This window comes from Formivibrio sp. oc-25, from assembly GCF_055810895.1.
The window spans coordinates 159,016-176,216 of the sequence record NZ_JBVVOL010000005.1 but is presented as its reverse complement, the minus strand read 5'-3'; the positions used below and the strand labels follow the sequence as shown (position 1 = coordinate 176,216).

20 protein-coding genes are annotated in these 17,201 nt (G+C 55.7%); 13 read left to right on the top strand and 7 right to left on the bottom strand.

Annotated elements, in window-relative coordinates; all coding sequences use genetic code 11:
- The 3 genes from AC0KVQ_RS05430 to AC0KVQ_RS05420 form a co-directional block, all read right to left on the bottom strand.
- Positions 1-221: TRAP transporter small permease (locus AC0KVQ_RS05430; protein WP_473420115.1), on the bottom strand; the 221-nt coding region annotated here is incomplete at its 3' end.
- A gap of 173 nt (positions 222-394) precedes the next feature.
- On the bottom strand, positions 395-1,402 hold the full coding sequence (locus tag AC0KVQ_RS05425; RefSeq protein WP_473420114.1) for a TRAP transporter substrate-binding protein: 1,008 nt from the start codon (positions 1,400-1,402) through the stop codon (positions 395-397).
- A gap of 154 nt (positions 1,403-1,556) precedes the next feature.
- Positions 1,557-2,255, bottom strand: a complete 699-nt coding sequence (locus AC0KVQ_RS05420) for a FadR/GntR family transcriptional regulator (RefSeq protein WP_473420113.1) — start codon at positions 2,253-2,255, stop codon at positions 1,557-1,559.
- A gap of 267 nt (positions 2,256-2,522) precedes the next feature.
- Here AC0KVQ_RS05420 and AC0KVQ_RS05415 point away from each other — a divergent pair, with 267 nt between their 5' ends.
- The 8 genes from AC0KVQ_RS05415 (at position 2,523) to AC0KVQ_RS05380 (ending at position 10,585) form a co-directional block, all read left to right on the top strand.
- Entirely contained in the window at positions 2,523-4,706 is a 2,184-nt protein-coding gene (locus AC0KVQ_RS05415) for a dihydroxy-acid dehydratase domain-containing protein (protein WP_473420112.1), read from the top strand.
- A gap of 264 nt (positions 4,707-4,970) precedes the next feature.
- Positions 4,971-6,038: an Ldh family oxidoreductase gene (locus AC0KVQ_RS05410; protein ID WP_473420111.1), complete on the top strand. Its 1,068-nt coding sequence runs from the start codon at positions 4,971-4,973 to the stop codon at positions 6,036-6,038.
- A gap of 101 nt (positions 6,039-6,139) precedes the next feature.
- The gene (locus tag AC0KVQ_RS05405; RefSeq protein ID WP_473420110.1) at positions 6,140-6,934 is read left to right on the top strand and encodes a thymidylate synthase; all 795 of its coding nucleotides are present in this window, start codon (positions 6,140-6,142) and stop codon (positions 6,932-6,934) included.
- Positions 6,935-7,023: 89 nt separating this feature from the next.
- A complete protein-coding gene (gene ribBA / locus AC0KVQ_RS05400) occupies positions 7,024-8,124 on the top strand; it encodes a bifunctional 3,4-dihydroxy-2-butanone-4-phosphate synthase/GTP cyclohydrolase II (RefSeq protein ID WP_473420109.1) in 1,101 nt (366 codons plus the stop codon).
- 28 nt (positions 8,125-8,152) lie between these two features.
- A complete protein-coding gene (gene ribH, locus AC0KVQ_RS05395) occupies positions 8,153-8,614 on the top strand; it encodes a 6,7-dimethyl-8-ribityllumazine synthase (protein ID WP_473420108.1) in 462 nt (153 codons plus the stop codon).
- Positions 8,611-9,093 (top strand): transcription antitermination factor NusB, encoded by a 483-nt coding sequence (gene nusB, locus AC0KVQ_RS05390; RefSeq protein WP_473420107.1) that lies wholly within the window; start codon positions 8,611-8,613, stop codon positions 9,091-9,093. Before ribH ends, nusB begins: the two co-directional genes overlap by 4 nt.
- A 10-nt stretch (positions 9,094-9,103) precedes the next feature.
- Positions 9,104-10,054 (top strand): thiamine-phosphate kinase, encoded by a 951-nt coding sequence (gene thiL / locus AC0KVQ_RS05385; RefSeq protein WP_473420106.1) that lies wholly within the window; start codon positions 9,104-9,106, stop codon positions 10,052-10,054.
- A gap of 42 nt (positions 10,055-10,096) precedes the next feature.
- Positions 10,097-10,585, top strand: coding sequence for a phosphatidylglycerophosphatase A family protein (locus AC0KVQ_RS05380; RefSeq protein WP_473420122.1), 489 nt, complete (start codon positions 10,097-10,099; stop codon positions 10,583-10,585).
- A 78-nt stretch (positions 10,586-10,663) separates the two neighbouring features.
- Here the strand turns inward: AC0KVQ_RS05380 and AC0KVQ_RS05375 are convergent, their stop codons facing one another.
- Both AC0KVQ_RS05375 and AC0KVQ_RS05370 read right to left on the bottom strand, forming a co-directional pair.
- Positions 10,664-11,059, bottom strand: coding sequence for a cytochrome b562 (locus tag AC0KVQ_RS05375; protein ID WP_473420105.1), 396 nt, complete (start codon positions 11,057-11,059; stop codon positions 10,664-10,666).
- A 119-nt stretch (positions 11,060-11,178) separates the two neighbouring features.
- On the bottom strand, positions 11,179-11,946 hold the full coding sequence (locus tag AC0KVQ_RS05370; protein WP_473420104.1) for an aspartate/glutamate racemase family protein: 768 nt from the start codon (positions 11,944-11,946) through the stop codon (positions 11,179-11,181).
- A gap of 111 nt (positions 11,947-12,057) precedes the next feature.
- On the opposite strand from AC0KVQ_RS05370, the gene AC0KVQ_RS05365 reads away from it, so the two are divergent.
- Entirely contained in the window at positions 12,058-12,528 is a 471-nt protein-coding gene (locus AC0KVQ_RS05365; RefSeq protein ID WP_473420103.1) for an Lrp/AsnC family transcriptional regulator, read from the top strand.
- A 66-nt stretch (positions 12,529-12,594) separates the two neighbouring features.
- On the top strand, positions 12,595-12,924 hold the full coding sequence (locus tag AC0KVQ_RS05360; protein ID WP_473420102.1) for a DUF2185 domain-containing protein: 330 nt from the start codon (positions 12,595-12,597) through the stop codon (positions 12,922-12,924).
- A gap of 57 nt (positions 12,925-12,981) precedes the next feature.
- Here AC0KVQ_RS05360 and dbpA read toward each other — a convergent pair whose 3' ends face one another.
- On the bottom strand, positions 12,982-14,367 hold the full coding sequence (gene dbpA, locus AC0KVQ_RS05355; protein ID WP_473420101.1) for an ATP-dependent RNA helicase DbpA: 1,386 nt from the start codon (positions 14,365-14,367) through the stop codon (positions 12,982-12,984).
- Positions 14,368-14,526: 159 nt separating this feature from the next.
- Between dbpA and AC0KVQ_RS05350 the strand changes: the two genes are divergently transcribed.
- From AC0KVQ_RS05350 to AC0KVQ_RS05340, 3 genes are all read left to right on the top strand, one after another.
- The gene (locus AC0KVQ_RS05350; RefSeq protein WP_473420100.1) at positions 14,527-14,853 is read left to right on the top strand and encodes a cupin domain-containing protein; all 327 of its coding nucleotides are present in this window, start codon (positions 14,527-14,529) and stop codon (positions 14,851-14,853) included.
- Positions 14,854-14,992: 139 nt separating this feature from the next.
- Entirely contained in the window at positions 14,993-15,991 is a 999-nt protein-coding gene (locus AC0KVQ_RS05345) for an aldo/keto reductase (RefSeq protein WP_473420099.1), read from the top strand.
- Positions 15,992-16,063: 72 nt separating this feature from the next.
- Complete coding sequence (locus AC0KVQ_RS05340) at positions 16,064-16,741, top strand: YceH family protein (protein ID WP_473420098.1); 678 nt, start codon at positions 16,064-16,066, stop codon at positions 16,739-16,741.
- 187 nt (positions 16,742-16,928) lie between these two features.
- On the opposite strand, the gene AC0KVQ_RS05335 is transcribed toward AC0KVQ_RS05340, so the two are convergent.
- A complete protein-coding gene (locus AC0KVQ_RS05335; RefSeq protein ID WP_473420097.1) occupies positions 16,929-17,198 on the bottom strand; it encodes a hypothetical protein in 270 nt (89 codons plus the stop codon).
- Positions 17,199-17,201: the final 3 nt, after the last annotated feature.

Genomic DNA, 17,201 nt, shown 5'->3' with positions numbered 1-17,201 from the left:
ATGTGGGTGTTCTGCTTCATGGCGACGACAGCGCCGCAGAAGGTCAGCCAGATAAACATGAAGCGCGGTACTTCTTCTGCAAAATCGACGCCGCTGTTGAAGCCGATGCGCAAGAAGACATTGATACCCACCAATATCAGCATGCCGATCATCATGACGACCATGATGATCTCAAGAAGCCGAATGGCCCATGCCGACGTTGTGTCGAGGAGTTTTCCCATTTCCGTTGTCCCTGTAACCAATTCACCAAACATTTGATGGTGAATGGATATTTCATTACCCGGTGCGCGTCATGCGATCACCGGAACTGCCTATATGAGATTTTTGGATGGTCAAGACCGCAGACCAAATTGCCGCGCTGGGCAATCTGGTCTGTCGGAGATGGCTATTACAATTACTTGGCCTTGCGAGCAGCTTCGATTTCGGCGTAGAAGCCCTTGACAAAGTCTTCGCCAATCGATGGTGCAAACTTACTCACAACCGGCTTGACCTTGTCCTGGATCTTGACCAGCTCGGCTGCCGGAATTGCATCAACCTTCACACCAGCCTGGCTGAATTTGGTGATCACGTCCTTGTCGCCATCATCCAGCAGTTGACGCTGGTACAGACCGGCTTCCACTGCAGCCTTCTTCACGCCAGTCTTGTCGGCGTCCGAGAGCTTGTCCCAGAACTTCTTGGAAGCGACCAATGCCACCGGGGTGTAGACGTGGTTGGAGAGGGAAATGTACTTCTGCACTTCCTGCATCTTGTTGGCGTACATGTGCTGCAGCGGGTTTTCCTGGCCATCGATCGCCTTGATTTCCAGTGCGGTAAACACTTCGGCGAAAGCCATCGGTACAGCGTTGGCACCCAGGGTCTTCCAGGTTTCCAGCGCAACCGGGTTGGCCATCACGCGAACCTTCAGGCCGTTGATGTCTTCCAGTTTGGTCACCGGACGCTTGCTGTTGGACAGGTTGCGGAAGCCCATGCCAGTCCAGGTCAAACCAACGATGCCGGTCGGCTCAATCTTTTCAAAGATTTTCTTGGAGGAAGCGCCATCGAGCAGGGCATACACTTCCTTGGTGTTGGCGAACATGAACGGCAAGTCCCAAATCTGGACTTCCTTCACGCGGGTGGACAACGGTGCCAAGGTGCCGATGTAGAACTCTTGTGTGCCGGCTTGCACGCCTTGCAGCATTTTTTCATCGCTGCCGAGCGTAGCACTGTGGAACGGCTGGATCTTGACGTTGTTGTTGGTGTACTTCAGTGCCAGCTCAGAAAACTTGTTCATGGCCAATGCCTGCGGGTGGCTATCCGGCATGGCGTGACCCAGCTTGGCGGTGACCTGTGCCAGGGCGGCGCCAGACATCAGAGTGGCAACGGCGGAAGCCAGAACAACGTGTTTGAAAATGGCCTTTTTCATGCTCACTTCTCCTCAAAAGTAAAAACACAACTACATAAAAAAGCGATTACCTAAATGAGTACCGCCATATCTGTCTGCCCCGCGGTATGCGGTACATGCAGATTTCTTGTGGGTATTTGCCCACTAAAAACTTCACTTTAGTCCAGGCCGCGATTTATGCCGCGCTCTGGTTTAAATCCATATCGGCGCGTTGTGCCGTGCGGGAGACCATCTTGTATGAGGCTTCTTCCGCCGCCTGCGGATTTTTGCGGCGGATTGCTTCGAACAGGTCCTGATGTTCCTTGATGGTCAGCTGCATGTGCTCGATGCCTGACAGAAAGGTGTAGTCAAAAATGGCGCGCTGCAGCGCACTGACGGCATCGCTCAGTTGCTGAATGACCATATTGTGCGTGGCATCCAGAATGGCCTTGTGAAAACGGATATCGGCTTCCTGGAATACGTGGATATTGGTCATGTTGGCTGCCATTTCGTTGAAGTTGGCCTCGATGGCCACAAGATCCACGGCGGTGGCGCGCTCTGCTGCCCAGCGTGAAATGGTCGGCTCGATCAGGCTGCGCACCTCGATCAGCGATTTGATCAGCGCCGGGTTTGTGCCTTTTTCCAGTGCCCATTCCAGCACATCTGCGTCCAGGTAATTCCACTGCTCCTGCGGCATCACGAACAGGCCGCGATGACGTTGTGCATCGATCAATTTTTTTGTCGACAGGACCTTGATGACTTCGCGCATGACGTTGCGCGAGGTGTCAAAACGTTCGCACAGCTCCGCTTCAGAAGGCAGTGCGGTGCCAGGCAGATAGGTACCTTGCACGATCTGCTTGCCAAAAGATTCGGTGAGGCGGTCTGTTTTTGTCATGCTATGTTGTAGTGAGTATTTCTACGTTACGTGAAGTTTGACAGTGTTGTGGGATGATGTCAATACCATTGTAGTACAATCCAAAAACATCTGTACCACAGCATGGTTTCTTGTATGCTACAATTCTGACGTAAATGATCTGAGATTGGGCGATGCTCTATTGGTGTTTGCGCCCGAGGCTGGGTCGATACCCAATTTGCTCTTGTTCTGGGCGAATAAGTTGCTTGGAGCTTTTGTTGTCCATAACTTGTTGAATGGAATAGAAAAATGAATGCTACCCGCGGTGCAGTGATCAACCAGGAATTTGCTGATCTATTTATTCAGGAACAATATAATCCTTATCGTTCCTGCATTCAGGGCTTGTCGAATGAGCCGATTACCGTACGTGCGCTGCTCAAGCGTGCCGATGAGTACCTGAACGGGGAAAAAGGTTATCAAGGGCTTGGTGACTACGGTCTGGATGTCATTGTCGAGCGCCTGGCTGCGAACCGTCCGCGTATCTGCATCATTCAGGGCTCACCAGATCATCCGGCGCATTTGTCCGACTATGAGCATGCGCTGCGCGCAGCGGCACGGGTGTGGCAGAACGGTGGCGTGCCATTCACTTTCGGTATTCCGGTGATCTGTGACGGCACAGCACAGAGCAATATCGGCCAGAGCTATTCGCTGGCCTCGCGCAACCACACCGCGATGACGGTGAATATCAACTTCGAAGGCCACAGCTATCACGCCGCGTATGTGATGTCCGGCTGTGACAAGACCCCGACCGGCATTTTGTCCGGCCTGGCAGCCGCCGATCGCGCTCGGCGCGAACCGGAGCGCGGCACTGCCCCGGTGTGGGCGGTGTTCGTACCGGCACATGTGCTCAAGGGTGGCGACATTCCGAAATCCACACGCAAGAAACTGCAGGATATTCAGGACAAGGCGATTGCCTTGGGAGATAAGCAACTCTCCGACGACATCGAAGAAAACTGCCATTACATCCTGCAGTGCTCATCCGACGAAGCATTCCTGGGGCAGTTGAACCGCGCCGTGGAGCACAAGATCGTGACCCAGGCCGAAGCTGATCAGATCCTGAATGAACTGGCCGCCGCCACCTGTGATGAAAAGGGTGGTATCTGCGCCTTCAACGGCACCGGCAATTCTTCGCGTACCCTGGTGTCCGCACTGGGCTTCGTGCCGCGCGGCGCCGAACTGCTGGTGGAAGAACCGGGCAGTGACATTGTGTTTGATAGTGTGGACAGCCTGTTCCGCATGCTCAACAAGCCTGAATTCGCCGTGTGCGAAATCCTGGCCGCCAACTATGCCAACGCCATCCGTATCCACAATGCCACGGGCAGTTCATCCAACCTGATGCTGCACATGCCGTGCGTGATGCGCCATGCCGGTTTCGACGTGACGTTGTTTGACTATGAAAAAGTGCGCGATGCGCACCACGTGCCGGATATCTTCGCGCATAGCCTCACTGAAGGCCGCGATACTTTTGTCCTGGCGCAACAGGCCAAGGAAGGCCTGCACAATGGCATGGAAAGCATCTACAAGGTGCTGACTGATCTGGGCGTGCCGATGAATCTGGATGCGCAAACCGTCTCGGGCAAGACCTGGGGTGAGCGCGTGGCTGCGCTGCCGGTGGCGGTTTCGCCGAAGCTGCCGCAGGAAAAATCGGTGATCCGCATCAATCCGATCCGTGATATTTCCGGTACCGATATCATGCGCGGTAACTTCTTCTCGTCCTGTACGCTGAAGGTGTCCGGCATGGCCACCGAGCAGTTCAAGCGCTTCGATGGCCGTGTGTTTCTTGTGCGTTATTACGAAAACGAAAATATCTGTAACCAGGAGCTGCAGTCGACCAATCTGGTGAAGACCCTGTGCGACACCATGGATCTGCCGCCGGCATTGCTGGCCAGCCTGCGCAAGGTCAACGGTGGTGACGAGAACGACACGCTGGAGCAGATGGTGGTGAAGGGCACGATCGCGTTTGCCTTCGTGATCGCAGGCCAAGGTCCGAAGGCCTTCGGTATGCCGGAAATGTTTGCTCCAAGCGCCTATCTCAAGCATCAGGGTGTGCTGGAGCGTACCTCGATCCTGATGACCGATGGTCGTTATTCGGGCGTAACCAAAGGCGCTTGCGTAGGTCATGTTACGCCGGAAGCTTATGAAGGCGGTGCTATTGGCGCGCTGAAGAATGGCGATCTGCTGTGGGCGCGTCTGTCCAATCGTCGCTTCGATGTGCTGGACATGAATGCTTTCCTGGCAGGCAAATTGGAGCCGCTACCGGAGATGCCGCTTTCTGAGCGTGCCGAGTTGATTGCCGAACGCAAGGCACGTATGGAAAAACGTAAAAACCTGGTGGCTGCATGCAGCTGGATCGACAATACCAGCTCGGCCGAGTACGGTGTGGTGCCGGAATCTGTCAATCGTCGTGCTGTATTGCCGTGGTCTGCCAAATGATCGTTTGATGATTTGTGATTGTGGGTGAGGTTGGCCGGTTCAGCAGTGATGCTGAACCGGTTTTTTTTGTTCTTGGTGTGCGAATCAGGGCAGGCATGAGGTTTGATTATCTATCGGCGCATAATCCTGTGATGGTGCACAAGCCGAGGCGTGGTTTTAGTTGTTGTGAAATATCTAATTGGTATGCTAGTTTTGCGGTAAATGGTCAGACCATTGTTGAATGATCAGATATGATCTGGGTGAATACGAAACAGGAGGCGCGTGATGCAAGAAAATATTTCGGCAAGCTATGCAGTCGATGCTCTGGAGCAGTTTGCCAAATCTCTGTTTACAGCGGCAGGCATGGACGAGGATAAAGCTGATAGCCTTGCTCGCCTGATGGTCCTGACCGACATGATGGGGCATCGCACGCATGGATTGGCGCAGTTGCCGGCGTATCTGGATCAGGTTGAAAAAGGGCTCATGCGCAAATCTGGCACGTATGAGGTGATCAAGGATAAGGGCAGTACCGCAGTATGGGATGGCGACTATCTGCCGGGACACTGGTTGATGGAGCAGGCGCTGAAGGAATCCTTCAAGCGGATTGATCAGTATGGCGTCGTCAGCATTGCCTTGCGTCGTTGTCATCATATTGGTTGTCTGGCGGCCATTGTGAAGCAGGCGGCTGATCGTGGCCTGATCGCTCTGCTGTTCAATTCCGACCCGGTGGGGAAATTCGTGGCGCCGTATGGCGGAACCGAGCCACTGTTCACGCCCGATCCGTTTGCGATTGCCTATCCGACAGCCAAGAGCCCGGTCATCGTGGATACCAGTGCATCGATTACCACTGTTGCCATGACGCGCCAGCACTATGCGGCTGGTACGCAATTCGCGCATCCGTGGCTACTGGATAATCAGGGGCGGCCCACCACCGATCCGTCGGTGATGGAACATACCGAGCCACGCGGTTCCATCCAGCTGGTGGGTGGCGTGGAATATGGTCATAAGGGTTTTGGCCTGGTACTGATGAATGAAGCACTGAGCCAGGGCTTGTCCGGGCACGGGCGCAAGGATAATGTCAATCGCTGGGGAGGCAATGTTTTCCTGCAGGTGATTGATCCGGAATGGTTCGCTGGTCTGGATGAGTTTGTGGCCAATACGGAATATTTTGCCGAGCAGTGTCGCAGCAACCGGCCGATCGATCCGGCCAAGCCGGTACGTTTGCCGGGCGATCAGGCGGCCAAGAGTATTGAGCAGGCTGGCCAGCGCGGTGTGGAATATCCACAGCCTGTGTGGAATGCCCTGACCCAATGGGCGGAAAAACTGAAGGTTGTGCTGCCGAAAGCGGTGTGAACAGGCTCTAAGGTAATTTGCAAAAGCCATGGCGAATGCCATGGCTTTTCTCATTTGGATGCTAAAATCGCAGCTTCCGTTTTAGTGAAGGTGAAGTCTCCATGCGCCAGTATCTTGATCTCTTGCAGCACGTTCTGGACCACGGTACCGCCAAACAGGACCGCACTGGTACCGGTACGCTCAGTGTTTTTGGTGCCCAGCTGCGCTTCGATCTGTCGCAAGGTTTCCCCCTGGTGACCACCAAAAAGGTTCACCTCAAATCCATCATCTACGAATTGCTGTGGTTTTTGCGCGGCGAAACCAATGTCGGCTGGTTGCAGCAGCACGGTGTTACGATCTGGGATGAATGGGCGCGCGATGGTGGCGATCTGGGGCCGATTTATGGCTATCAATGGCGCAGCTGGCCGACTGCGGATGGTCGTTATATCGACCAGATCAGCCAGGTTGTTGACCAGCTGAAAAACAACCCGGATTCACGCCGCATCATTGTTTCGGCCTGGAACGTGGGCATGATCGAAGACATGGCCCTCCCGCCGTGCCATGCGTTCTTCCAGTTTTACGTGGCTGACGGCAAGCTCTCCTGCCAGCTTTACCAGCGCTCGGCCGATCTGTTTCTGGGCGTGCCGTTCAATATTGCCTCGTATTCCCTGTTGGTGCTGATGCTGGCCCAGGCTTGCGATCTGGAGCCGGGCGAGTTTATCTGGACCGGGGGCGATTGCCATATTTACAGCAACCACATGGAGCAGGTGAAAACGCAATTGAGCCGCGAGCCGCGAAGCTGGCCCACCATGCGGATCAATCCGGCCAGAAAAGATATCTTCAGTTTCGTGTATGAAGATTTCACCCTGGAAAATTATGATCCGCATCCGGCCATCAAGGCCCCGGTAGCCGTATAGGCGGGAAAACACACCTTGCTCGCTGCAAAGCTGTTCTGGGACAATTACGGATTAGCCTGATACAGGCACCCACAGGCTGGAGTTTACACATGGGCGTAACAATTTCTCCTGTCGAAGACATCATCTCGGATATTCGCTCCGGGCAGATGGTCATTCTGGTCGACGAGGAAGATCGCGAAAACGAAGGGGATCTGGTCCTTGCCGCCGATTTTGTCACGCCGGAAGCAATCAATTTCATGGCCAAATTCGGCCGTGGCCTGATTTGCCTGACGCTGACGCATGATCGTTGCCGGCAATTGAGCTTGCCACTGATGGTGAGCAACAACGGCTCATCTCACGGTACCAATTTCACCGTTTCGATCGAAGCGGCCGAGGGCGTTTCTACCGGCATATCGGCGGCCGACCGTGCGTTGACCATCAAAAAGGCTGTTGCCTACAACGCCAAGCCGGCTGATCTGGTGCAACCCGGCCATATTTTCCCGCTGATGGCCCAGCCTGGCGGTGTACTGGTGCGTGCAGGGCATACCGAGGCCGGTTGCGATCTGGCCCAGTTGGCCGGATTGACGCCTGCATCCGTGATTTGCGAAATCATGAATGACGATGGCACCATGGCCCGCTTGCCGGAACTGCTGGAATTCGCAGCCCGGCACGGACTCAAGATTGGCACGATTGCCGATCTGATCCAGTATCGCAGCAATACTGAAACCCTGGTCGAGCATGTGGGCCGGCGCAAGGTGCAGACCTTTGCAGGTGAATTCGATCTGCATGTGTTTCGCGACAAGATGACGACGGACTGCCATCTGGCCCTTACGCTCGGCGATATCCAGCCTGGGAAGGAAACCTTGGTGCGCGTGCATGAGCCACTTTCGGTGATGGATTGGCTGGATCTGGGCGAGACTTCGCATTCGTGGAGTGTGCAGGCAACTCTGGCCCGTATCCAGGAGGCCGGCTCTGGCGTGGTGGTGTTGTTGCACCGGGACGAAACCGGTAGCGATATTTGTGCGCGTGCCTTGCCGGATTTGCAACTGCAACAACCGCACAAGTGGGATATGCGTACCTATGGTATCGGGGCGCAAATGCTGAAATCGCTGGGCGTCGGCCGCATGTGCCTGATGTCGCCAGAACGCAAGATTCCGAGCATGACCGGCTTTGGCCTCGAAATCACCGGCTTTCTGGCCTGTGACCAATAAAAAACAAGCTGTTTGAATGGAAACAACAATGGAAATCAAGACGATTGCCCCGAATCTGAATGGAGCAGGGCTCAGGATAGGTGTGGTGATGAGCCGCTTCAATACCCCGGTGTGCGAGGGGCTGCGTGATGCCTGTCTGGCTGAACTGGCTGCTTTGGGCGTGGCTGCACAGGATATCTGGCTAGGCACAGTGGCCGGCGCACTGGAAATCCCGGTGGTCTTGCAGGCACTGGCAAAAACCGGGCGCTATGATGCGCTGGTGGCACTGGGTGCAGTGATTCGTGGCGAAACCTATCATTTTGAACTGGTTGCCAATGAGTCCGGTGCGGGCGTCACCCGCATCGCGCTGGATCACGGCATTCCTGTTGCCAATGCGGTTCTGACAACCGATACCGACGAGCAGGCAGAAGTTCGCATGCGGGAAAAAGGCAGCGAAGCTGCGCGCGTTGCGGTCGAAACCGCTAACCTTCTCAAGGTAATCGGCCAATGAGTGAACAGCAGCCCAAACCCAAGGCACCCGTGAAATCGGCGCGCCGTCGTGCCCGCGAATTTGTTGTGCAGGCACTGTATCAATGGCAGATGACCCAGGAAAGCGTTGGCAGCATCGAACGCTTTCTGCGCGAGAGCAATACGGCTTTTGTGCGGGCGGATGAAGAACTGTTCCGCTTGGTGTTCTTCGGTGCAGTGAAGAATATCGACACGCTGACGGTGGCAATTGCTCCGTATGTCGATAGGCCGTTTGCTGAAATCAGCGTGGTAGAAAAGGCTATTCTGTATGCGGGTGCTTTTGAAATCATCCACATGCCGCAAACGCCATATCCGGTTATCGTCAACGAAGCCATCGAGTTGGCCAAGACTTTTGGTGGTACCGATGGCCACAAATTCGTGAATGGTGTGCTCGACAAGCTGGCGGCCAGCGCGCGCCAGGAAGAAATCGAAAGTATCAAGGCCAAGCGTCAGGGCGCCTGATAGCCGCTTCATGAACGAATTCCAGCTTATTTCCCGTTATTTTGAATGGCCGACTCCCCATGCCGATCTTGGCGTGGGGGATGATGCCGCCCTCATGAGCCTGCAGCCGGGCATGCAACTGGCTGTATCGGCTGACATGCTGGTTGAGGGCCGCCATTTCTTTGCCGGGACCGATCCTTGCATGCTCGGACGCAAGGTGCTGGCAGTCAATTTGTCTGATATGGCGGCCATGGGGGCTATTCCCCGCTGGTTTACGCTCTCGCTGGCTTTACCAAGTGCCGATTCGACCTGGCTGAGCGCTTTCAGCACGGGCATGCGTGCCATGGCGGACGAATTTTGTGTCGATCTGGTGGGCGGGGATACCACGCGCGGCCCTTTGACCATTTCTGTCCAGATCATGGGCGAGGTTGAAAAGGGATGCGGCATCCTGCGCAGCGGTGCGCGGCCCGGTGATGATCTTTGGGTGTCGGGCATGCTCGGCTCCGCAGCTGCTGCGGTCATGCACCGCTCCGGCCGGACCGTGTTGCCAGGCAATGTACTCGACAGCTGTGCCGCGCGGCTGGATAACCCGGTTCCGCGCGTTGATCTTGGCCGCAGTTTGCGTGGTGTGGCCAGTGCTGCACTGGATATCTCGGATGGCCTGCTGGGTGATGCCGGTCACATCGCCGAGCGTTCGGGCTGCGGAGTTGAAGTCGAACTGCAGCGGGTACCGTACTGGTCGGGACTGGAGTGCCTGCCGACGAAATTGCTGCACGAAGCCATACTCAGCGGCGGCGACGATTACGAACTCTGTTTCGCCGCGTCGCAAGCGCAACGCGCGCAGATCAGTGCTTTGGCAGAAACACTGGAGTTGCCTTTGACGCGTGTGGGGCGCATCACCACAGGTGCCGGTGTGCAAGTCATCGGTTCCAATGGCCAGGCACTCGCTATCGGCCATGCCGGCTTTGACCATTTTGCCTGATCATGTACAGATTCTGATCCGATCGTGACCCAAACACTGCCCATGCCCCTGAATCGGGGGTTTTTGCTGTCGCATCCGGCCCATTTCATTGCACTGGGATTTGGTAGTGGCCTGGCCCGCAAGGCGCCGGGTACCTGGGGAACGCTGGCTGCCTTGCCGCTGTATGCGTTGCTGGCATGGTTATTTCCATCGTGGATGATCGCGGCGCTGTGCATCCCCGCGTTTCTGGTCGGTTGCTGGGCTTCGCAAAAGACCTGCGATGATCTGGGTGTGCACGATCATGGCGGGATCGTGATCGATGAAATCGTCGCGATGTGGCTGGTGCTCACAGTGACACCGGGCAACGCGACAGGCTGGTTGCTGGCGTTCGCTTTGTTCCGTTGTTTCGATATCCTCAAGCCATGGCCAATCAATTGGCTGGATGAACGTGTGCATGGCGGCTTCGGCGTGATGCTGGATGACCTGCTGGCGGCACTCTATGCCGTGTTGGTCTTGCTGGGTCTGGTCTGGTTATTCCCTTCGCTCCAGTAAATCGCAGGCATCTCCAATCTATTTCCCCAAAACGTGGCAACGCCCTGCAGGGCAGGGCGTATTCATTGATCAAGTCAATCAGGGTTTGAGTTTCTTGTGGTACTGGTTGCGGGTGGCTTTGATGTCTGCCAGTGCTGTTTTGGTTTCATCCAGCTTTCCTGAGCCAGCCAGGGCTTGGGCGTTTTCCACTTTGGCCAGCACCTTGGCGATACCCTCCTCGAACAGCTTGCGATCGGCACTGTCTGCTGGCTGATTCTTCAAATGGTCAGGCACCAGCTTTTGGACCTGCTGCAAAGATTGTTTCAGGACGGCCAATTCCTTCTGGATCACCGAGAGGTCACCAGATTTTTCCGCAGCAGTAAAACTCTTGCCCATGGTTTTCATGGTGTCCTTGACGGCGTTTTCTGCATGCGCGCTCACGGACAGGGTGGCCGCGAGCAAAAATGTTCCCAGTAGGGTTGCAGCTTTCTTCATCTCGGTATGCTCCTTGTGGTCAGCAGTGGCCTGCTTGCCTGGAAATAATAGTAATTCGAATGAGGCAGAACAAGCCGGGTGGAAGAGGGCGGCTTGTTGCGGCAGGCCATGCAATGGACTCAGGCGCAGGATATTGGTTCCTGTTGCCTGCTCAGACTTATGACGTTACTTGTCCTTTGCGTTGGCGGAATTACTGATATTCCCAAGGAAAAATCTACCGCCATCAATGCATGCAAGGTAGTGGTATCAAACAAGGGCAGGGAGAGATGCTGCTGTTTCAGCAACAGGGGCAGTTCGGTGCAACCCAAAATGACGCCTTGTGCTCCTCGTTCGGCCAGATCCCGTGCGATGGTAATCAGGGTCTGGCGCGATTCATCTCGCAGCAAGCCTCGGCACAATTCATCAAAAATGATGCGGTGGACTTCACCACGCTGGGCCGAATCCGGTATCAGTGTTTCAATACCATTGGCCGCCAGATGTTCCGCATAAAACGGCTGTTCCATGGTGAAACGGGTGCCGAGCAAACCGACGCGTTGCAGATTTTTTTTGCAAATGGCCCCAGCGGTGGCATCGGCAATGTGCAGCAGCGGTATGTCGATTGCTGCCTGTACCTGCGGTGCGACCAGGTGCATGGTATTGGTGCCGATCAGCAGGCAGTCTGCACCAGCCGTCTCCAGCGCACTTGCTTCGTGTGCGAGCAGGGTAGCGAGCTCATCCCAGGCACCCGCCTTTTGCAAGGCCGCGACTTCGGCAAAGTTCAGACTGCTCAGCAGGATTCTGGCCGAATGCAGTCCGCCTAGCCGTCTGGCCACTTCCAGATTCATGGTCTGGTAATACAAGGTGGTGGATTCCCAGCTCATGCCGCCAATCAGTCCAATGGTTTTCATGATTTATTCTCCCGTTGATGAGAATATTATCTGCAGGCTCCAGTAAAAGAGGTTTGCGTTGTTGGCGTATTTTTGGTCAGAATGTGGAAAATTTTTCCATTAAATGATGATATGAAAGAAAATATTGATCGTACGGATCGGGCGATCCTGGATGTATTGCAGCATGAGTCCGATTTATCGTTGCAAGAGCTGGCAGCGCGGGTCAATTTGTCCCCCACACCCTGCTGGCGTCGGATTCAGCGCTTGCAGGAAGCCGGCATCATCCGCGCGCGGGTGGCGCTGCTTGATCCGGAAAAGCTCAATGTGGGGGTGACGGTTTTTGTGTCGGTGCGCGCTGCGCGGCACAGCATGCAGTGGGCACAATCTTTCTGCGAAGCAGTCAGCGTCATTCCGGAGGTGGTCGAGTTTTATCGCATGAGCGGCGATGTCGATTATCTGCTGCGGGTGGTCGTGCCGGACATCAAGGCGTTTGACCTGGTTTACAAACGCCTGATCCAGTGTGCCGAGTTACAGGATGTCAGTTCCAGCTTTGCGATGGAACAGTTGAAGTACACTACGGCTTTGCCGCTCGATTATGTTTAGAGCCTGTTGGCGCTTGGTCGTTTTTTTGCCAGCCCGTGAAATTCTCCCACTCAAAAGGCCGCTGCCATGCACAAGGAATATCGTCTATCCAAGCAACAGATCAAACCCCTTGCCGAAGGTTTTGGCCTCTGTGTGGTCAGTGACTTGATTACGGTGGAAGGTCTGCCAGTTGGCTATGCCTATCGCGAGGAGCCGGAAGATGACGCCGACAGCGGCTGGCGATTTCTCGCTGGCACCGAAAGCGATGCTTATATCGACAACACCAAAAATTTCAGTGTGCTCGATGTAAACGTGGTGGCCAATTACGACGAAGCCATCATCAGCTTGCTGGATGAGCCGGTCGGAGCAGAGTTCGATCGGGGTGAGGATGGGGTGTTTCTGGATGCAAACGAATAACCTGCTTGGGCAAACCTGTGACAGGAAAGACCTCCTGTCACAGGTTTGAATCAGCGTTTATTCCTCGACAAAACGCATCTTGAAGCGTTTGCCTTTGATATTGCTGTGCAGGAGCTTGCGCAGCGCCTTTTCCGCAATCTCGCGTTTCAGTGCCACGTAGGTCTGGAACTCGAACACACTGATCTTGCCCACATCACCGGCTGTCAGGCCGGCATCGCCGGTCAGCGCGCCGAGCAGATCGCCAGGGCGCAGCTTGTCCTTTTTGCCGCCGGCTATGCATAGCGTGATCATGGGTGGCTGCAATTGTCCGTCACTGGTCGGCGTGAGCTCTGCCAATTCATGCCAGGTGACCTTGCTGCCCTGGTATTGCTCGATGAAGGTAACCCACTTGCGGTCGGCCGGGGCGGCAAGGCTCAATGCCAGGCCTTTTTCCGTGCCTCGACCGGTACGACCGATCCGGTGCACATGGACTTCGCTGTCGCGCGAAATATCGACGTTGATGACGGCATCCAGTGTCGAGATATCCAGGCCGCGTGCGGCCACGTCGGTGGCGACCAGTACGGAACAACTCTGGTTGGCAAAACGCACCAAGATCTCATCGCGCTCGCGCTGTTCAAGTTCGCCATAGAGTGCCAGTGCGGAAAAACCTTGGGATTGCAGCTCGGCAGCCAGTTCGCGGCAGTGGATCTTGGTATTGCAAAAGGCCAGCGTCGAAGTCGGACGGAAGTGGTCAAGCAGTTTGGCCACTGCGGCATTGCGCTCGGCCGCTTCGACCGGGTAGAAGCGCTGTTCGATGCGGCTGGCATCGTGCAGGGCTTCTACCTTGACTTCGAGCGGGTTCTGCAGAAAGCGCGCACTGTCCTGGCGGATGCTGTCGGGATAGGTAGCCGAAAACAGCAGGGTCTGGCGACGTTTGGGACAGGCATCGGCGATGTAGCGGATTTCATCGTAAAAACCCATGTCGACCATGCGATCCGCTTCGTCCAGCACAAATGTGCGGATGCCCTTCAAATCGAGCGAGCCGCGGCTTAGATGATCAACGATGCGCCCAGGTGTGCCGACGACAATATGCGCGCCGTGTTCGAGCGAACCGATCTGTGGTCCCATGGGCGATCCGCCGCACAGTGTCAGCACCTTGATGTTGTCCATGCAGCGCGCCAGACGGCGTAGTTCCTTGGCTACCTGGTCGGCCAGTTCGCGTGTGGGGCACAGTACCAGTGCCTGCACTGCGAACCAGCTTGGATTCAGATGATGCAGGATACCCAGCCCGAATGCGGCTGTTTTGCCGCTGCCGGTTTTGGCCTGCGCGATCAGGTCGCGGCCCTCCAGAATGGCGGGCAGGCTGTGTGCCTGAATCGTTGTCATCTGGTGATAGCCCAGGCTGTCGAGGTTCTGCAGCATGGGCGCGCGCAGCGCCAAGGTTGAAAAAGATGCTTTGTTCACAATAACTTGGCTCGGATAAATGGTGCGCAAGTCTAGCAGGCACAGGCAGGGTCGGCCAGCAGGAAAAAATGAAACATTGTTTGAAAAAATGCCGCGCAGGCATTCAGCCGGAAAGTAAATTGGCTATATAATCAGGCCACTTAACAAGGGAGAGCCCACATGTTTGTCTACAACAGCGATTGCCAGATGGAAGATCTGGGTGGCGGCGTTAGCCGCAAGATCCTGGCCCACAATGGCAGCCTGATGCAGGTTGAAGTCCATTTTGCCGATGGCGCGATTGGCCCGATGCATAACCATCCGCACGAACAGCTGACCTATGTGCTGTCAGGCGAATTTGAATTTACCATTGGCAATGAAACCAAGCTGGTGAAGGCCGGGGATACCCTCTACAAAGAGCCGAACATCATGCATGGCTGTGTGTGCAAGAAGGCGGGCGTGCTGCTCGATACCTTTACCCCACAGCGCCAGGATTTCCTGAAAAAATAAGCATCAGGAAAATTCACCCGCAACACCGGCCTTGTGCCGGTGTTTGTTTTTGAGAGCCGCCAAGTCGGCTTTTTACACGCCAAATTCCATGGTCTGCGGCACAATCATGCTTTTGCCTGTTTTTGATAAGGGGAACGACATGCTGCTACGACCACTCGGCCAATCCGGTATCAATGCATCGGCGATTGCCATGGGTGCCTGGGCGATCGGCGGGGGATCCTGGTGGGGCGAGAATGACGATAACCTGTCGATCAAGGCAATTCATGCCGCGCTGGATGAAGGCGTTAATCTGATTGATACCGCGCCGGTTTACGGGTTTGGCCACAGTGAAGAAGTGGTAGGCAAGGCGATCCAGGGCCGGCGAGAGCAGGTAGTGATCGCCACCAAGTGTGGCCTGCGCTGGCAGCGCGAGGATTTTGGCGCCTATTATTTCGAGCGCGATGGTCATCGCGTGTTCAAGAGCCAGCACCCGGATTCGATCCGCGAGGAAATCGAAATCAGCCTCAAGCGCCTGGGTACCGACTACATCGATCTCTACCAGACCCACTGGCCGTCACTGACCCCCGAGGTCGAGCCGATCGCGGCGACGATGGAATGCCTGATGCAATTGAAGGCAGAAGGCAAGATTCGATCAATTGGTGCATCGAATGTCAGTTTGGCGCAGATTCATGAATACCAAGCGCATGGCCAGCTTGATGTGGTGCAGATGCGCTACACCATGCTGGATCGGCGCATCGAGGGCGAATTCCTGGATTACTGCATCGCGCAAAATATCGCCGTGCTGGCCTATTCGCCACTGGAGCAGGGGCTGTTGACCGGCAAGATCGGCATGGACCGTCTTTTCAGCGAAGGCGAGGTGCGCAACGGCAAGCCCTGGCTGGCACCGGTCAACCGCAAGCGCGTACTCGACATGCTGGCCGGCTGGTCGGATCTGACCAGCAAATATCAGTGCGACTTCAGTCAGCTTGTGATCGCCTGGACTATCGGACAGCCGGGTGTGACGCATGCCCTGTGCGGGGCACGCAAGCCTGAACAAGTCCGGGACAACGCCGGTGCAGGTCGCCTGCAACTGGAAGCGGCCGACATGTTGCGCATGCGTCGTGATGTGGAAGCCTTGGGCGAGCCACTGCCTGTTTGACTTCGCCCAAAATGCCCTAACAGCTTGAATGGCGGGGCAGGCATAATAGCGGCTTCACTCCGGAGTCGATTCATGTCTGCCCCTCTTTCCCCGCTATCCCTGTTGGAAACCCGCATTCTTGGTGTGCTTGCCGAAAAGCAGCGCACTGTACCCGATACCTATCCGTTGTCGCTCAACGCACTGGTTGCCGGCTGCAATCAGAAAACCAGCCGTGATCCGGTAATGGAAGTCTCGGAAGCTGAGGTCTCGGTGGCACTGGATGCCTTGCGTGGCCACAGTCTGGTGATCGAATCGAGTGGCAGCCGCGTACCGCGCTATTCGCACAATATCGAGCGTGTCTTGCAGGTTCCGAGCCAGTCCGTTGCGATCCTGACAATTCTGATGCTGCGCGGGCCGCAGACCGCGGGCGAGCTGCGGATCAATTGCGAACGCCTGCATCGTTTTGCCGATATCTCGGCAGTCGAAGCCTTTCTGAATGAGCTGGCTGAGCGTTCAGCCGGTGCTCTGGTGCAAGAATTGCCGCGCCAGCCCGGCATGCGCGAAAACCGCTGGATGCATTTGCTCTCGGGAGCACCGAGTGAAGATCAGCTGCGCGCTTGTGGTGGGCGTGCGGACGAAGGATCGCAGGCGGCGCCTGAGATGCAAGTCATGCAACAGCGCATTGCCGGCCTGGAGGGCGAGGTGGCGCGCTTGCAAGATCAACTGGCGCGTCTGGCCGAGGCGTTGGGCGTGTCACTGGATGAGTTGTAAGCGCCGCTCGCGACAGACTTTGAACGGGTTCTGAGAACCTGTTCACGATCTGTTGCGAGAAGCCGTCAGCGGGGTGAGGAGCAGCGCAAAAACCGGAATGTACAGGGAGTACATGAGGATTTTGAGCAGCACATGAGCTCTGATCACGGCTTCGCAGCAAGATCATGGACAAGTTCTGATGGCCAGCTTATTCGCCGGTGATATGCGTGCGATGCAACAGGCATTCCGGAATCTGGTCGGTAAAGTCTGAGCGGTTATAGCAGTTGTCCAGGTTGGAGCAGAACCGGTACACAAAGCTGCCCGCTTGCTCTTCGCTGTGCTTGGCGTGGGTCAACGTGACGCGGCTATTGACGACAGGACACAGACAAGCCTGTTGGGTAGGAAGTTGGGTTTTGATGATCGTGCTCCGCAAGCCGGTTTCCAGTTGAAAATTTTTCTGATCATGAGTCGGCGGCATGCT

Excerpts from the sequence above, each read along its gene's own strand:
- AC0KVQ_RS05375 (WP_473420105.1), bottom strand. The coding sequence starts at position 11,059 with ATGAAGAAAGCTGCAACCCTACTGGGAACATTTTTGCTCGCGGCCACC.
- AC0KVQ_RS05415 (WP_473420112.1), top strand. The coding sequence starts at position 2,523 with ATGAATGCTACCCGCGGTGCAGTGATCAACCAGGAATTTGCTGATCTA.
- AC0KVQ_RS05350 (WP_473420100.1), top strand. The coding sequence starts at position 14,527 with ATGTTTGTCTACAACAGCGATTGCCAGATGGAAGATCTGGGTGGCGGC.
- AC0KVQ_RS05360 (WP_473420102.1), top strand. The coding sequence starts at position 12,595 with ATGCACAAGGAATATCGTCTATCCAAGCAACAGATCAAACCCCTTGCC.
- AC0KVQ_RS05410 (WP_473420111.1), top strand. The coding sequence starts at position 4,971 with ATGCAAGAAAATATTTCGGCAAGCTATGCAGTCGATGCTCTGGAGCAG.
- ribBA (WP_473420109.1), top strand. The coding sequence starts at position 7,024 with ATGGGCGTAACAATTTCTCCTGTCGAAGACATCATCTCGGATATTCGC.
- AC0KVQ_RS05365 (WP_473420103.1), top strand. The coding sequence starts at position 12,058 with ATGAAAGAAAATATTGATCGTACGGATCGGGCGATCCTGGATGTATTG.
- AC0KVQ_RS05370 (WP_473420104.1), bottom strand. The coding sequence starts at position 11,946 with ATGAAAACCATTGGACTGATTGGCGGCATGAGCTGGGAATCCACCACC.
- nusB (WP_473420107.1), top strand. The coding sequence starts at position 8,611 with ATGAGTGAACAGCAGCCCAAACCCAAGGCACCCGTGAAATCGGCGCGC.
- thiL (WP_473420106.1), top strand. The coding sequence starts at position 9,104 with ATGAACGAATTCCAGCTTATTTCCCGTTATTTTGAATGGCCGACTCCC.
- AC0KVQ_RS05345 (WP_473420099.1), top strand. The coding sequence starts at position 14,993 with ATGCTGCTACGACCACTCGGCCAATCCGGTATCAATGCATCGGCGATT.
- AC0KVQ_RS05335 (WP_473420097.1), bottom strand. The coding sequence starts at position 17,198 with ATGCCGCCGACTCATGATCAGAAAAATTTTCAACTGGAAACCGGCTTG.
- AC0KVQ_RS05405 (WP_473420110.1), top strand. The coding sequence starts at position 6,140 with ATGCGCCAGTATCTTGATCTCTTGCAGCACGTTCTGGACCACGGTACC.
- AC0KVQ_RS05340 (WP_473420098.1), top strand. The coding sequence starts at position 16,064 with ATGTCTGCCCCTCTTTCCCCGCTATCCCTGTTGGAAACCCGCATTCTT.
- AC0KVQ_RS05420 (WP_473420113.1), bottom strand. The coding sequence starts at position 2,255 with ATGACAAAAACAGACCGCCTCACCGAATCTTTTGGCAAGCAGATCGTG.
- ribH (WP_473420108.1), top strand. The coding sequence starts at position 8,153 with ATGGAAATCAAGACGATTGCCCCGAATCTGAATGGAGCAGGGCTCAGG.
- AC0KVQ_RS05425 (WP_473420114.1), bottom strand. The coding sequence starts at position 1,402 with ATGAAAAAGGCCATTTTCAAACACGTTGTTCTGGCTTCCGCCGTTGCC.
- AC0KVQ_RS05380 (WP_473420122.1), top strand. The coding sequence starts at position 10,097 with ATGCCCCTGAATCGGGGGTTTTTGCTGTCGCATCCGGCCCATTTCATT.